Origin of the sequence: Gimesia aquarii, assembly GCF_007748195.1 — a bacterium.
Classification (GTDB): Bacteria; Planctomycetota; Planctomycetia; order Planctomycetales; family Planctomycetaceae; genus Gimesia; species Gimesia aquarii.
This window is the reverse complement of record NZ_CP037920.1, coordinates 7278021-7293598: the sequence shown is the minus strand read 5'-3', so window position 1 is coordinate 7293598 and position 15578 is coordinate 7278021. Positions and strand designations below refer to the sequence as shown.

Here is a 15578-nt window from a genome sequence, read left to right as displayed (position 1 = left end):
CATCTTGGGCCAGTCGAGGCTTTGAGATAACATCAGTTTCATATTTGCAGTTTATCTAGAGAAATTTATCACATCTATTATGGCAACCGCAGCAAAATCATCGAACACGAAGAAATACTCAGCCGCCGACATCGAAGTCCTGGAAGGATTGGAAGCCGTCCGCAGACGACCCTCCATGTATATTGGAGGAGTTGATATTCGGGGGCTGCATCATCTGCTCTGGGAAATTGTTGACAATTCGGTCGACGAATATCTCGCGAAGGAAGCAGACACAATCGTAGTTACGCTCCATAAGGACGGCGCATCGTGCAGTGTCAAAGATAACGGGCGAGGTATTCCCGTTGATAAACACTCTAAGACCAAAAAGTCGGCACTGGAATTGATCTTGACCACATTACACGCTGGTGGAAAGTTTTCCGATAAAAACTATGCTCGCAGTGGTGGTTTACATGGAGTTGGCTCTTCAGTTGTGAATGCACTCTCTTCTGAAATGATGGCTACGGTAGTTCGTGATGGCCATCAATATGTCCAGCGCTATAAAAAAGGGAAACCAACTACGCCTGTCAAAAAAGTAAAACCGTTACGCGGACATGGCACAGAGATTTATTTCCGGCCCGATGATACCATTTTTCGACGTGTTCATTTCAATGCTGATACGATCCGCCAACATCTGGAAGATGTTGCGTTTATTCATGGTGGATTGAAAATTACGTTTAAGGATGAAGTCAAAAAAGAGACTCATGAACTTTCTCATCCGGAAGGAATTCGGGGATATCTGGAAAAACTGACTCAGGAACAGCAGAAAAAGGCGGTACACGAACAGCTGTTTTTCGCGGAAAAAGAAGATAAGAATGTTCGCGTTGAAATGGTCTTGCGTTGGACTGATGCAACTGATGAGCAAGTTCGCAGTTATGTCAACGGAATTCGCACACATGCTGGAGGAACGCACGAAAGTGGTTTGCGCTCCGGGATTGCCAAAGCAGTGAAGAATTACATGGACGTACATAATATCAAACACAAAGGGCTTTCCATCACTACAGAAGATATCAGGGAAGGCGTACTTTGCTTGATTTCGGTTTTCCATAACGATCCAATGTTCCAGGGCCAGACAAAAGAAAAGCTAAATAATCCTGAAGTGAGTGGTTTTGTGGAAGGAATTGTGCGTCCACTTTTAGAAACATGGTTGAATAATAACCCAAGTATTGCCGATGCAGTGGTTGGTCGTATTGTGTTAGCGGCACGTGCCCGTTTGGCCAGCCGAGATGCACAAAAAGAAGTTCGCCGAAAGTCTGCCACGAATCGAAAATCGACTTTGCCAGGGAAGCTTCTCGATTGTCGCTCTAACAAACCCGAAGAGTCGGAGCTCTTTCTTGTGGAAGGTTTATCTGCTGGCGGTACGGCGGCAATGGGCCGTGACAGTCGTATTCAAGCGGTATTACCGCTTCGTGGTAAAGTGTTAAATACCGAATCGTTGGCGGTTTCCAAGATCATGGGAAATCAGGAGATCAAGGATTTGGTTGAGACATTGGGAACAGGTATCGGCGCTAACTTTGACATTCACAAACTGCGATATAACCGTATTATCCTGCTGATGGATGCTGATAGTGATGGTTATCACATCAGCACATTACTGCTGACATTCTTCTTTCGGCATATGATGGAATTGATTCGGCAGGGAAAGTTGTTTCTGGCACAGCCACCTTTGTACTGTATCACCGTTGGAACTGAAAAATTTTATGCACAGGACGATGTTCAGAAAGAAGATATTGTGGAGTCGTTGCCCGCCAACCGAAAATACGAAATTGGTCGCTTTAAAGGGCTGGGCGAAATGACCGCCAGTGAGTTGAAAGTGACAACGCTGGACCCGAAACATCGTGTTCTATTGAAAGTCGATATTGATAGTCAATTAGAAGCGGATTCGACCTTCTCTCAGCTCTTTGGGAAAGATCCTTCTCTTCGCTATGATCTCATTATGGAAGAAGCTGTCGAGGCAGATGATATCGATTACTGATTTTGTTCAGGTATAGAATTTTCAATTGATTGAGGAAATTAGTTTTTATGAACTTCAATTAACACGTCTATAAGGTCTGGCCGAATGGCGTGAGCTTTTTTTAGTAAGTTCGTGAATTCTTGTTTCGCCAATTCCACCTTTGGTTGTGGTGCCATTCTTAAATAAGTTTCACCAATTTCGAATAAGTATTCTGCTTCAGCCCGTACTCTCAGATATTGTTGCATGAGGTCGGGAAGATCAGTTTTTTCTTTTTTGCTGCGATTTTGTTGCCTCATCCATAGTACACCTCTCTTATAGATTTCCTGCTTGTCTGCCTCACTTAGTGCTCCATACTGATTAGTAAGAAGCTGAGATAGCATTTCTTCTGTGTTCAATTGGTGCCCTTTGTTTCGAATGGCATTCCTGACAAACTTTAAAAAGGGCCCTTCTTTATTTCGCATAACTTCTTTGGCAGCTTGAGCAAATGGTTTTTGATAGAGCCAGCTTTGATTACCACCATAACTCAAGACCCAAACAGCCAGCCGAATCATGTCGTGATCTTCCAAATCGATCCATTCATTTTCCTGAGTTCTTAACCATGAGTTTCTCTTTGCCTCCATCTCACGAAACTGTTTTTTGCCATATTCAGATCTGAGTTGGTTTCGTAAATCATTATACTGAATTTCTAATTCGCCAAAACGATCATAGGCCTTCAAAGCACGCCTCATTAACGGATCACTTTGTAAAGCGTTTTCCCAAGCAGACTCACAGTTTTCTCCAGCGAGTCCTACTTGAGTCCAGACATTCTTAAATTCTTCTTGTTTTTGAATCGAAAGTTTTTGTTTAGACGGAGGCAATTCAGGCACCCAAAGGCGAACAAAACTTAGAAACGCATCGTACTCATTGACAGCCAAAGCAAATTCCGCATTGCCAATTGTGGCTACTAGCGTCAATGAAAATACGATGTTCCGTAATGGTTTTCTATGAAATGAGCGACTGGATGTTCTTAGAAATGTGGATGCGAAAGTGCAGATAACACAATTCAATAATGCAAAACGGTTCTTCATACTCAGTCTCATATTCAAGTACGATATAAGAATAGGAAAGCACTCGTCAGATAATGCCTAAAGACTAAATTTTGTGAATCTGAACAAAAAAAGAGGCGAATCAGATGATTCGCCTCTTTTACAAAATATTGGATAAATGGACTAGGCTAATTTACCGCAGCAGTTTCTTCTACAGCCGGCGGAACTTCATCATGTTTTTCAACAGTCAAGTCATTGCCAACAGTTACTGTTAACCAACCATCATTTGCCAAAATATCGGTTATGTGTAAGTAAACGGTTCTGTTTTCCAGCTTCGTTTTTACCTGAGAAGGCTCAACACGATTCGGAAAAGCTTTTTCCATCTTGCTTCTTACAACACCAGCACGGGCGATTTGTGAAGCAATCCGATCAGGCCGTACAACCGGGGATGACTTAACGTTTCCTCGAGTGATATGGATTTTATCTCCCTCCACTTTGAAATGCAGAGGAACCGTAATGATCTGTGTTGGTACTGCTGTTTCGCCTTTTTGTTCGAACCCGCAACGCAAAATGAGATTCACTGTGTTATCGCTAATTTGAACGCGAATCGGATCTTTTTTATCGAATGCGAGAATATTCGGACCTTTATCAGGATCAACAGGAGGACGTTCCAGTTTGACTTTACGATCCAAAATATCGGCGATCGACTTTTCAAACTCTGTGATTAAATCTTGATCAGAAATTTTACGACCTTCTAAGGCCATGCGTGACAAACTGTTGTTAATGACAGATTCATGCAATTGCAGAACAACACTATCTTTCGAGGAGATCGAAAGTGGAGGCGAGTTGGCTGCCAATTCACCCGTATCCATTAGCCGAGTGCGAATATAAAGGTGGCTGTCTGTAGATGCAAAGCTTCTAGCTGAAGGAAACAGATTGTTATCTCTCAGTCGCTTGTTCAACTGGCCGCCTACTTTTTCGTTGGCTCGTGTGATTCGATCATCTACTTCTTCATCAAAACGTGGGCGAACTCGATCACGAACTCGTTGAGCAGCAATTGCTTCTGCTTCACCTTTTAATTGTGCTGTACGGCGATAGGCCATGGAACGACCGAGTCCTGACAAAAGAGGAATGCCATCCAAATTTGTACTGGCTCCGACAGTTGTGTTATGTGCATCAACCTGAACCCAGGCAGGTTGAGTTGTAAAAGTATCACCGTCAAAGTTAATCTCTTTCCCGCCCCAGATTTGATGATGGCCTGAAGTATAAATAACAGCCTGGCTTGTTGTACCAGAGGTTTCACTGTTTGTAACACCATTCAGCGTCAAATCGAATCGAAGTGAGGAATCGCTGGGCTTGAAGTCGACTCCGACCTCAGTTGTTGTTGCTTGATTTCCAGTAACATAAGCTCCCAGAATGCAATCGACTACAGGGCCTTTTTCACATGTGCTATCATTGATCAACCGGTTAATGAAATCTTCGGCGACCATCACTCGTAAGTTATAATTAAAGTAGTTGTTCCGTAAAGCTGTGGTTAAAGGTTGTAAGCCCCTTCCCAATTCTTTGCGTAATTGGGCGTAGGTTTTACGCGCTTCAAAAGCATTCTTATTACTTTGAGAGCTTTCATATTCTTCAAGGTTAGTCACAAGAACCGTCAATTGTTTTCGGATTTTGTTAACATCAATTTTACTTGTGCTTGCTTTAGACTCGGTTAAAAACGCTTTAACGGATTTTTCTAAGTCCTTGAATTGTTCTCGATTAAAGAATTTTCGCTGTTCCGCATCTTTTAATGCGCCACGAGCTTCAAACTTGGCCTGCAGTGATTTCAAAAGATCAAGCAATTCCACTTCAGAGTAATTGTTTTTTAATTCCTTTTGCAGTTCATTCAACTGTAGGTATTCAACCCAGCCATCGCCATTTTGTAACGAATTGAGGTAGTTCTTTAATGACTTAGCAACTGCTGCTAATTCGGTTTGCTTTGACTTCATTTGAGCAGTTTTGACAGCTCCCCAATCTTGTCCAAGTGTTTTGAGAACTGCATTAGCGATATCAATACGTCGTTGAAGACGACTACAGTATTCCGATAAGTCAGCTTGACCTTGCGCCTCTTTAATTTTTGCCTGCAAAGCTGCTAATGTCTGTTTTTGTTGATCCAGAGTTAAATCTGATTCGTACAATTTTCCCAACAGTTCAGAAACTTGTTGTTCCCATTGAGCCCATTTACCTTTCAGGCCTTCTAAGGACTCTGTTGAGAGATCTTCAGGAACTTCGGCAGGCAAGATGCCTTGTAAACCAACGTCTTCTTTTTGAGGCTGCTTTCCTTCGACAGCCATTGTGGTTGTCACAACCAACGCCAAGCTGGCGATACCTAAAACTGCTAAACTAACCATACCAAAATACTGTTGTTTGTTTCTGGAAGGTTTTGATTCCTTTAGAAGCATGTCTAATCGCACTCCATCGGCAAAGGGATTTGAAAAACGGCTGCCACCGTTTAAAAAGTACACAGGACAGATTTGGCCCGTATTACAAATTAGGTAGAGGTGGGGACTACCGTTGTAAAATAAATTATCGTCATTTGTTGGCAGTGAGTATGTGTGAAATAATACATAGACACTACCATTCAACTATTAAAGCATCAAAATCTGCAAAACCCTGCCTATAAGCAGGTTTCAACAATGTTGTTATTTTCTTACAGAATACTTGTTCATTTTTGATAGAAAATTACAGGCTGAATATTCTAGGTAAACAGCCTAATTCTCGGTATCGACAATGTCAGAAAGTCATTATTCTTTTTGCAACATATCCAAGCACGTCATAGCACCACTTCTGCGCAGTCTAGTGGACCCGTAAATATTGTGCAATCAACCAAAGCAACTTGTATTCACATCATAGGCAAAACATACATATGTTCACATTTGGGTGGTGTGATAATCGGGTCATTCGGTTTGGAATTTCCGAGTCCACAACATACATTGATGACTTCGTCTGTTTGAATTCAACTTTACGACACTAAAGGAATTTCTCTTGGATTTTCAGCAGGTCCTGACTTCACCGCAATTTGAAGCGGTCTCATATCATGAAGGTCCACTTTTAGTGCTTGCTGGTCCTGGTTCCGGTAAAACACGTGTGATCACCCACCGCATTGCTTCACTGATTCATACTGGGATTTCCCCGCACCAAATTTTAGGCATCACATTCACGAATAAAGCATCAGATGAAATGGGCGAACGGGTCCAACAATTGATCCCAAACGCTCGTGTGGAAATCTCTACTTTTCATAAATTTTGTGTTCGTATCTTAAGACGATATGGAAATGTGGTTGGACTTGATAGTAATTTTTCGATTTTCGATACGACTGATCAACAACAACTCATTCGTCATGTTCTGAACGAATTAGATATCGATACTGTTGCCTACAATCCATCAACGATTGGATCAATGATCAGTCGCGCGAAAAATGATCTGATTAGTGCAGAACAGTTTGTTGAAGCTTATCAGGAGTCTGTTGGAGATCACCTACAAGCGGTTGCCGCGCGGGTCTATCCGGTGTATCAGAGATTACTACTGGAATCAAATGCCGTTGATTTTGATGATTTACTGTTGCATGTAGCCAGTCTTTTAAGAGACTCTCCCGAGTTACGGGAGAGTCTGGATGAGAGATATCAGTACATTCTTGTTGATGAATACCAAGATACGAATTTGGCGCAATATCAAATTGTGATGGGGCTTTCTTTGAACACACGGAATCTTTGTGTGACTGGTGATCCTGATCAATCCATTTATGGCTGGCGCGGTGCAAAAATCGAAAACATCTTACAGTTTGAGCGAGATTTTCCAGATTGTAAAACGATTCGGTTGGAACAAAACTTTCGCAGTACAAAAGAAATCCTGCGCGTAGCTGACTGTTTAATTTCACATAATCAGAAACGTAAAGCCAAAACTCTGTTTACTGAAAATGAAGAGGGCAAACCCGTTGAATTGTTGTGCTTTAATGATGAACGTCAAGAGGCTGATGAAGTGGCCTTACGAATTCGTAATTCTATAGATCAGGAAGACTTTGATTACTCGGATTTCGCAATTTTTTACCGGGTGAATTCGCTATCCCGAGAACTCGAATTGGCGCTTGCGCGATATAAAATTCCTTATCAATTGGCCGGAAGCGTAGCCTTTTATGAACGGACAGAAGTCAAAGACTTGCTATCTTATTTGAAATTAATTAATAACCCGGATGATCGTATTGCTTTTTCTCGGATTGTAAATAAACCATTACGAGGGATCGGTAAGACAACGCAGAATAAGCTGATTCGCTGGGCGGATGAACGAGGGGTTCGTCTCTTAGAGGCTGCTCATCAAGCTACAGACTGTCCGACTCTTTCCAAACGAGCCTCTACGATGGTTGCCCGTTTTGCCAAGATGATTTCCAGCTTTTCAATGGCCGACTCTGGCTCAGTTGCGCATTTAATGGAAGCGATTATCGACAGTACACGCTTGGTCGACAGCTGGAAAGAAAGTCCTGACGAAGAAGATCAACAGCGGATTGCCAATGTCAATGAATTGCTGTCAACGGCTCGGAAATATGATGAAATTTTCGGAGAAGAAACAACACTGGAAGGATTTCTGGAAGTGAGTACCTTGGCTAGTGCCACCGATCAATTAGATGATTCCGCTGGCCGCGTAACATTAATGACCCTGCATGCTGCCAAGGGACTGGAATATCCAGTCGTATTTATCATCGGAGTCGAACAAAACCTGATTCCGCATGAGCGTGTTCTACGTGACGAGTATCGAGACGGTTTGGAAGAGGAGCGGCGACTATTTTTTGTTGGTATCACTCGAGCCGAACAACGTCTTTTCTTGACGCAAACCCGAGAACGTTCTTTAAGAGGTCGTCCCTGGCGAACCATTACCAGTGATTTCCTGAAAGAAATCGATGTCGATGTTAAAGACCAGACGGATCACATATCTGACTCGAAATCTCACTTTGATGAGTTTGTTGAATCAGTCAAACGTGGTGAAGTTGATTCCGAAACATTGAAAGCTACAACATCAAAACGCCCGTTGTTGATGACAGGCGCAGATCTCTTGAAAGAGACTCCAGAAGCAGCAGATCTTCCACAAGGTTTTTCAGTCGGTATGCGTGTACGGCATCCGCGCTATGGTGTTGGTACAGTCATATCAATGAGTGGTTATGCCCGAAAACGAGCGGTCAATGTCATTTTTGACAATGAGAAAGAAAGTCAGACCTTTATGGCCGCCCATTGTCCATTACAACCGTTGGGACTGCGCTAATCGGCTCCAGGCTCAAGGCTCACCTCGTTTCCCACCGATAAAATACAGGTCTCGATTCAAGCTGAGGAATCACCAGCAGTTCTAACGTGTTCGCTTTAATAGTTTTGTGCGATCAGTAGCCAATAGGTCCTTGCATGCCACCACGTAAAAAGCCACCAGCAAAATCTAAATTTCAGGCCCGTAAGAATGCTGATCCAAAAGTGCATTTAGAGCCTTATTTGAATTATCTGGAGGCAGAATGTGGAATGGCTCACAATACACTATCAGCGTATAGGTCAGACATTGTTCAATTTCTAGATTGGTATTGTAAGCAGAAACCACGTCCTTTCAGTGATGTTGATTTAAAATTTCTGTCCGAATACTTGCAACATCTCAATAAACGAAAACTGGCAGCAACAACCATTGCGCGTCACTTAGCATCAATCAAGTTATTTTTTCGCTACTTGGTTCTGGAAGGAATTTTGGCTGAGAGTGTTGCCGACCTGATCAACTCTCCCAAACTCTGGAATTACTTACCTAAGGTAATAAGTCCTGAAAAAGTGAACGAACTATTGATGGCTCCTTGTAAAAGAGATCGCTATCCATTACGTGATCGTGCGATTCTGGCAATGATGTATGCCACAGGCTGTCGTGTCAGTGAGGTTGTGAATCTACCTTTAAGTGCCGTTAAGCTTGAGGAAGGCTACGCTCGGTGTATCGGCAAGGGGAATAAAGAACGAATCGTTTCACTGAATCCTGTTGCTGTAGCTGCCGTTGAAGCCTATCTGAATCATGAACGACCGCACATGATAAAACGAAATCAGGCGGAACAATCGCTCTTTCTCAACCGTGGAGGTAAGCAATTATCACGGATCATGGTCTGGAATATCGTTAAGAAAAATGCAGCCCGAATTGGTTGCAGTAAAGAGGTCAGCCCTCACACATTGCGGCATAGTTTCGCCACACATATGATGGCTGGTGGTGCTGAGATCCGTGCCCTGCAGGAACTATTAGGGCACGCTAACATCCGAACGACTCAAGTCTACACACACGTAGATCACAGCCGCTTGAAAGCAGTGCATCAGATGTATCATCCGCGAGGGTAAAACAATCACGCTTTGTCGGCTTCAATTAAAACTCTTTCATGATCAATTTGCCATCAGCGCGATTACCTAATTGTTCAAACAAGGCAGCATCAATATCTTCCGAAATAAATTTGACTCTGCCATCTCCGAATCCAAATTGGGCACCACCTAGGTGGTAACTGCCAAACCCTCCCACTCTGAGTAGTGGATCAATTGGTTCTATCTTTTCTTCATTCAGTTCGTCAGACGAAGATTGATTGGGTCTATTGTAGTGTCTCAGATTATTCGGTAAATCCGCATTGAAAGAACCCGTATTTCGTAAACTGGCTTTTGTTCCCGACATCCAACCCAGGTCATTATCTTGAAATAGATGCTCACCGATAAAAATCGTATTACTACTGCCGTCTGTAATCTGGTCGTAGCTGATGCTGCTGTTTAAATACATCACGCCAGAATTATCAATATTGATGGGGGTATCTATTGCGTCATAGCAAACTGCGTAATTGGTCTGATAGACTTCAATGTTATTCTCTGCTTTAGATATTGTGAGCGAATCTTTCGGGTCTGAAGGGCACCGTAAAACCGAAACAGGTGCTTTTCGAGCTTGCTGATTCACTGGTGCATAAACGCTTTCATTAAAATCAATTGAACGATTCAAAATCGGCTGGTCCAGATAAGGCATTAAACCAGCCAACCATCCCATGTGATAACCCACGGGTTCATTTTTTATAGGGCCAGTCTGGTTGTAGACTCCGGCGGGTAAAATCTCAAATGCCATTTCATAATTTTGAATTGCTAGACTGATTTGCATCAGATTGTTTTTGCACTGTGTGCGTCGGGCTGCTTCGCGCGCTTGTTGAACTGCTGGCAGTAATAGTGCAATTAAAATCGCGATAATGGCAATCACAACAAGAAGTTCAATCAAAGTGAATCCATGGGGTTCGCCACTGGACCGACTTCGATAATTGAGAAGAGGGTTTTTCATAAATTTCATTCTCCAAATATATAAAATCAATAATAGCTTACAAAATAGAATCAAATAAGAATTATAAAATCAATTTGGTGGATCTCTGATATAAATTAGATCACAAAACTATATTTTTTGTACGAGTGACTGAAAATGATGCATTTTCAGGATAAATCACACGCGCTTGGATCGAGATCTGACGATCATCTTTTCCCTCAGTTTTCAGCGTTATCTCTGCAGAACCTGCATAACGCGTTCCAAGGTCCATAGGACTAATCTCCCAGACCTCTCCTTTGTATTCATTGTTTTCCAGTCGTTGTTGTGCAGCCCGTTCCAGTGCTGATTCCAAAATCCATTCTGCCTGTACACGATTTTGCTCTCTTATGATTTGTCGCCTTTGTAATAAGGCAGATTTCAGTAATGACGACATCAAAAGTGAAATTAATAGGAGACAGATCATAACAATTACTAATACAGCACCTCTGCGAGGCGTTATTCTGCCGAGTGATACTTGTGAATTTGCTGAACTACGCATATTAATGACCTCGCCTGTTCTTTTATTTTGTTTCTTCTTCCGGTTGTTTTTTTCGGATTGAGGCCAGTCGATGGTCATGGCCTATTATAGAAATAATTGACAATTCTCTGGTTGAAGCTTCGTTTTTATTGGCATCATTTTGTGCTGGTAAATTTAATTGACGTGCTCGATTGATTGAAATTCCTGCTTGATTTGAACGCTTTCGTTGAAAGAAATAAGCATGAGATCCTTCAGGTAAATAAAATACGTCCTGATGAACCTGCTGATCTTTCCGAGTAACGATACGGAAAATACGACTGCCCTCGATACGATACTTCACAACTTCATTACCGGCTTTTTTAATCGTCAATTCAGGACTGTTACGAGTATCCTCATCCAGAAAGTCCAAGCTGTCAGCCGCATGGATATCAGACCGAATGAGACGAGAAAATCGATAAAAGGACGATCCTAACCATGTCGCTTTACTGGTTTCGCGTTCTGTACGCATGACTGTATTCATTGTTGTCATGCTGATACCCATCAGCACCGTTGCAATTCCCATTGCAACAACTACCTCCACCAGTGAAATACCAGGAGCACTTCCGTGGTGTGTTTTCATCGAACTAACAATAAAACGCTGCATCACTACAAACTTTCTTTGGGACACACCCATGAAGTCAATCGCACAGGTGCCACATTCACTCCATGCTGATCCTTCCAGCCTAACTCTATCTGAATCTTTTTCATTAGTGGAGGATCACCGGATTCAGTGATTTCAATAGCTAAATTAGGATCGTGTAACTGTCCCAATGTGCTTTCTGAGAGAGCAAATTTATCTACTGCTGGTTGGTTGACGTCATCAAAAGGCAAAGCAACAATGCGTTCCATCAGATTTTCAACTTCGACGATTGCAATTTGGCAATGTTCTGTTTGCTTTTGTTCGCAGTGTACCCAATAAATGGCTGGAACAATAATCATCGTGACTGTCATTAACAGTACGCCGGCAACCATCATTTCAACAAGTGTGAATCCCCGCTGAATACATTGCAGGTTCTTAGCGAAGGGAAATTCTTGATTGATGTGATATTTATTTTTCACTGTGTTAACCAAAACAAAACATTTATGCTAAATTATTCATAAGTTCCACAAGTGGCAAAAATAAACCGATTACGAACACACCGACCAGACAACCCATGCTTAGAATCAAAGCTGGTTCCAGATATTCCCTGATTAACGCCATTCGGTAATCAATGCGTCGTTCGATACTTTTCGCAATGGCTTTAAGAGCCCAGCTCAAATTCCCTGCTCGTTGAGCTGACTGTAGCAAGCGTACTTCACCTGGTGTCAATAGGCTGTAATCGTGCAAGGAAGTCCAACAATCGTTACCTTTTCGAATGTCTTCCAAAATCGCTCGAAAACGTTGTGATAGAAAACGATTTTTTGTGCAATGAGTTAGTGTCTCAAATGCTCCCATCAAAGGACGTCCTGAGTCTGTCACGACATGTAAAAACCGCAATACATCAGGTGCCCTTCCTCGCGGATAAATACCTGAAAAATACATCGGTCTCCCTCTGTACTCGAGATATTCGGTTTTGATTAACAATGCACGTAGTAAATAGATTGTTAAAAGCAGTAATGGAAAGATCCAATAGTATCTTACCAACCAATCTGAAGCCCTAATGATATCCAATGTTAAAGCTGGTAACTCGACTTCAAAATCGAAATAAATCTTTTTCATTTTGGGAATAATCCAGTAGCAGATGAAGCTTAGGATTAATGTTAAGATAAACAGGACAGATACAATGTAATAGGAGACTCCTGCGCGTAGACTATCGCGTTCATTGCGCTGTTCTGCACAAACTTCAGCAGCCATTGCCAGGGCTGAAGGGAGCGTGCCAGATTCTGCCCCAGCCTTAACCAGAAAAAAAGCTTTTGTGGGAATGACAGACGGGATCTTCTCCAATGCTTCCGCTAAAGGGATCCCACTTCTGAGCAAATCGACTAAACGTATGATTTGATGTCTCCAATGACCTCGCACATCTTTGGCGAATGCTTCCAGTACATCGATTAACGGAAGCTGCTTTTCTGAAGCGACCGCTAAAATACGTAGTAATGCCACTTGTTGAGATTTAGTCACTCGTCCTAAAAAAGAAAACGATCCACGCAAAATAGAACTATTTTCCAGACGCAATAATCGCTCGAACTGATTGAAGCTGTCCCGCTTGGTCATTGACTAATGATCTCTTTCAACAAGTTCCACTTACTGTCTGATAGATAGAAGATTCAAATGGAATTGGACCTCTATTCTTAAGCGATCCAGTTCATCAGTTGAATCAATGGCGCAAACATGGCAATAAATAACCCCCCCATTAAAATTCCACAGAATATAATAATGAGTGGTTCCACCACTGAAGCAAAAAACGTGATACGAACCCTCGTTTGGCTATTCAGCATGTCTGCCAATGCATTGAGAATCTCAACAGAATATTTTGGTCCTATACGTGAAGAGGTCCCTGTTTGGTTTGATAGTGTTTGCAAAAAAGTAACAGGAAAGATATTTAATGATTCCAGTGATGAAATTTGAGCTTGTCCTGTTGAAGCGGTTTGTGAGAATTGTCTGCAGGCAGTCCGGATTTCATAGTTGCTTGAGCTTTCACCAGTCATTTTCAATGCGTCGATAAAAGGGACGTCATTATCAACAAGTAAGGCGAGTAAATGAGAAAATCGAGAGACTGTAATCCCACTTAAAAGCCCTCCTACCAATGGTAAGCGATAAATGAGTTTCTGTATCACCCTTTGACCAATTTCTGTTTTCATAAGCCACAGACAGCCAGCAATTCCAAACAGTGCTGCTGGCAGATACCACCACCACTGAGTACACAAAAAATCGGACATTTGAAAAAGTTTCAGAGTAATTTCCGGCAATTCGATTTGAAAGTCCAAATAGATCGATTTAAAAGAGGGAATGATCCAAATCAACATGCTCAACAACACCAGTAATGCGAAGCCGACTAGAATCAAAGGATAGCTGAGTGCCATTAGTAACTGGCTTTTCATTTCACCCAGTTGTCTGGTGTGAGCAACATAATCGGCTAAAATTTCACTCATTCTTCCTGACCGGATACCAGCATGAACCAGAGCGCAAAGCTCGCGTGGTGCTTTAGACTCTGATAACACCGTTTCCAAATCTTTACCAGCATCAAGCTGTGCTGCCAATTTCTGTACTGCGGAACGGAGGCGAGCATTTTCGATTTCATGTGAAACGGCCTCCAATCCAACAGACAAAGGCAGCTTAGCGCGTGTCAAATCAGACAGATGTTCCGAAATCACTTCAAAATCACCAGAAGACAAATTTGACATACTATTCTCACTGGTTGCACTAGAAGTAGCATAAACGGCCGCTTCTTCCTGTATGCATTCAATTTTCACACCCTGATTTTGAAGCATGCTGGCCACTTCATCCCGGTCAGCGGCATGAATACGGCCTGATACATTTTTTCCTTTCAAATTGATTCCCTGGTAACGATACCAAACCATCGATTTTCAATCCCGTGAAAACGAATAATCGTTATAAAATATCACGATATTCAAAATTAAAAGTAATTCACTCTTCTTTAGATCTAGAACTTCAAGGCTCTGCCAATTGTTTAAGCATATCGGAGAACGGTAGAAATAAAACGAGAGAATAACACAAAACAGCTCCCCCCCCGATGATTGCTCCGGTAAAAATAGGAAATAGGACCCTGAACCAGCGTGTATAATTGGTCGCTTTTCTCCGATACATATCTGCAGCGTTTTTTAATGCGAGACTTAACTCACCCTGTTGATTTTTTGTTGTCAATAGCCAGGTTAACAGTGGTGGCCAGCCATATTCTTTTGCTGACTCACTTGTTTCCTGTTGAGATTTTAAATGTCGCTCTGCCATAAGATTCGCAGATTTCACCAATTGATCATCGCCGGTTGCCTCCGCTGACAACACGATGGATTCGGCAAAGGGGATATTCTGTTGAATCAAGAGCGAAAGTAACTCCGAAAAGTTGCCATAGCGATAATAATTAGCAATTTTATGAACTCCAGGAATCCATCCGACCAGGCGACTGGTACCTTTAAAGTTGAGTAACTGGGAGCTACCTGTTCGCATCCATAAGATGACAAATAGAAACAGTAATAATGGTGGAATTAACCCCCAGTAAATGATTGTTGATTCCATTGTATTTAAAAAATGTAATGGTCGAGATTGTTCGAACCGAAATATTTCATAAGCCATATTGAAGCGCGAAAGCATTTCGAACAGAAAAATTAGAAACAAACCATAAACTAGACTAAATACGATCAGCGGATAAACCATTGCCATGCCGATCTGACGTCTTAAATGAAACAGTTCCCAGGCATAATTTGACATTTCCTCCAAGGCCACCGTTAACTTTCCAGATTTGATTCCCGCCTCGACAATCACTCGATAAACTTTGGGAAACTGAGAGCCTTCAGAGTTCATCGCTTCAGATAATGAACTACCTCGTTCCATTCGGTTTGCTAATTTTGAACTGATCTTTCCCAAGCGGTCAGGAAGTTCATTGCCCATTTCTCGCAAACCTAATTCCAGTGGTATCCCTGCCTGAACTAATGAAATGATTTCTTCATTCAAGGCAATCAATTCATCAAGTTCAAATTTCGTTTCCATTGGATTCGATGGTTCTGAACCTTCTCTCGAATTCATGTTCATACTCTC

Annotated in this window: 12 protein-coding genes; 3 read left to right on the top strand and 9 right to left on the bottom strand. The window is 42.1% G+C overall.

All coding sequences use genetic code 11. The features are described 5' to 3' along the window. The first annotated feature begins 79 nt into the window (after positions 1-79). The gene (locus tag V144x_RS27760) at positions 80-2011 is read left to right on the top strand and encodes a DNA gyrase/topoisomerase IV subunit B (RefSeq protein ID WP_144990415.1); all 1932 of its coding nucleotides are present in this window, start codon (positions 80-82) and stop codon (positions 2009-2011) included. Between the two features lie 38 nt (positions 2012-2049). Here the strand turns inward: V144x_RS27760 and V144x_RS27755 are convergent, their stop codons facing one another. After that, positions 2050-3057, bottom strand: coding sequence for a hypothetical protein (locus V144x_RS27755; protein WP_144990413.1), 1008 nt, complete (start codon positions 3055-3057; stop codon positions 2050-2052). Between the two features lie 146 nt (positions 3058-3203). Beyond that, a complete protein-coding gene (locus tag V144x_RS27750; RefSeq protein WP_144990411.1) occupies positions 3204-5456 on the bottom strand; it encodes a hypothetical protein in 2253 nt (750 codons plus the stop codon). 583 nt (positions 5457-6039) lie between these two features. On the opposite strand from V144x_RS27750, the gene V144x_RS27745 reads away from it, so the two are divergent. Both V144x_RS27745 and xerD read left to right on the top strand, forming a co-directional pair. After that, positions 6040-8304 (top strand): ATP-dependent helicase, encoded by a 2265-nt coding sequence (locus V144x_RS27745; protein ID WP_144990409.1) that lies wholly within the window; start codon positions 6040-6042, stop codon positions 8302-8304. Positions 8305-8438: 134 nt separating this feature from the next. Next, positions 8439-9389 carry a site-specific tyrosine recombinase XerD gene (xerD, locus tag V144x_RS27740; protein ID WP_144990407.1) on the top strand — a complete coding sequence of 317 codons (951 nt, stop codon included), beginning with the start codon at positions 8439-8441 and terminating at the stop codon, positions 9387-9389. Between the two features lie 25 nt (positions 9390-9414). Here the strand turns inward: xerD and V144x_RS27735 are convergent, their stop codons facing one another. The 7 genes from V144x_RS27735 to V144x_RS27705 all read right to left on the bottom strand — a co-directional run bounded on the left by V144x_RS27735 (position 9415) and on the right by V144x_RS27705 (position 15566). After that, entirely contained in the window at positions 9415-10353 is a 939-nt protein-coding gene (locus tag V144x_RS27735) for a DUF1559 domain-containing protein (RefSeq protein WP_144990405.1), read from the bottom strand. A gap of 100 nt (positions 10354-10453) precedes the next feature. Beyond that, positions 10454-10765, bottom strand: a complete 312-nt coding sequence (locus V144x_RS27730) for a hypothetical protein (RefSeq protein ID WP_144990403.1) — start codon at positions 10763-10765, stop codon at positions 10454-10456. 127 nt (positions 10766-10892) lie between these two features. Then, positions 10893-11492 carry a PulJ/GspJ family protein gene (locus V144x_RS27725; RefSeq protein ID WP_144990401.1) on the bottom strand — a complete coding sequence of 200 codons (600 nt, stop codon included), beginning with the start codon at positions 11490-11492 and terminating at the stop codon, positions 10893-10895. 2 nt (positions 11493-11494) lie between these two features. Beyond that, complete coding sequence (locus V144x_RS27720) at positions 11495-11947, bottom strand: PilW family protein (protein ID WP_197998673.1); 453 nt, start codon at positions 11945-11947, stop codon at positions 11495-11497. Positions 11948-11969: 22 nt separating this feature from the next. Further along, positions 11970-13079, bottom strand: a complete 1110-nt coding sequence (locus V144x_RS27715) for a type II secretion system F family protein (protein ID WP_144990398.1) — start codon at positions 13077-13079, stop codon at positions 11970-11972. A 77-nt stretch (positions 13080-13156) separates the two neighbouring features. Beyond that, the gene (locus tag V144x_RS27710) at positions 13157-14386 is read right to left on the bottom strand and encodes a type II secretion system F family protein (RefSeq protein ID WP_144990396.1); all 1230 of its coding nucleotides are present in this window, start codon (positions 14384-14386) and stop codon (positions 13157-13159) included. Positions 14387-14477: 91 nt separating this feature from the next. Further along, on the bottom strand, positions 14478-15566 hold the full coding sequence (locus V144x_RS27705; RefSeq protein WP_197993117.1) for a type II secretion system F family protein: 1089 nt from the start codon (positions 15564-15566) through the stop codon (positions 14478-14480). Positions 15567-15578 lie beyond the last annotated feature (12 nt).

What these genes read in the sequence shown, in the direction of transcription:
- V144x_RS27715 (WP_144990398.1), bottom strand. Translation starts at nt 13,079, where the DNA reads ATGACCAAGCGGGACAGCTTCAATCAGTTCGAGCGATTATTGCGTCTG.
- xerD (WP_144990407.1), top strand. Translation starts at nt 8,439, where the DNA reads ATGCCACCACGTAAAAAGCCACCAGCAAAATCTAAATTTCAGGCCCGT.
- V144x_RS27710 (WP_144990396.1), bottom strand. Translation starts at nt 14,386, where the DNA reads ATGGTTTGGTATCGTTACCAGGGAATCAATTTGAAAGGAAAAAATGTA.
- V144x_RS27705 (WP_197993117.1), bottom strand. Translation starts at nt 15,566, where the DNA reads ATGAATTCGAGAGAAGGTTCAGAACCATCGAATCCAATGGAAACGAAA.
- V144x_RS27760 (WP_144990415.1), top strand. Translation starts at nt 80, where the DNA reads ATGGCAACCGCAGCAAAATCATCGAACACGAAGAAATACTCAGCCGCC.
- V144x_RS27730 (WP_144990403.1), bottom strand. Translation starts at nt 10,765, where the DNA reads ATGTCGTCATTACTGAAATCTGCCTTATTACAAAGGCGACAAATCATA.
- V144x_RS27725 (WP_144990401.1), bottom strand. Translation starts at nt 11,492, where the DNA reads ATGCAGCGTTTTATTGTTAGTTCGATGAAAACACACCACGGAAGTGCT.
- V144x_RS27755 (WP_144990413.1), bottom strand. Translation starts at nt 3,057, where the DNA reads ATGAAGAACCGTTTTGCATTATTGAATTGTGTTATCTGCACTTTCGCA.
- V144x_RS27735 (WP_144990405.1), bottom strand. Translation starts at nt 10,353, where the DNA reads ATGAAAAACCCTCTTCTCAATTATCGAAGTCGGTCCAGTGGCGAACCC.
- V144x_RS27750 (WP_144990411.1), bottom strand. Translation starts at nt 5,456, where the DNA reads ATGCTTCTAAAGGAATCAAAACCTTCCAGAAACAAACAACAGTATTTT.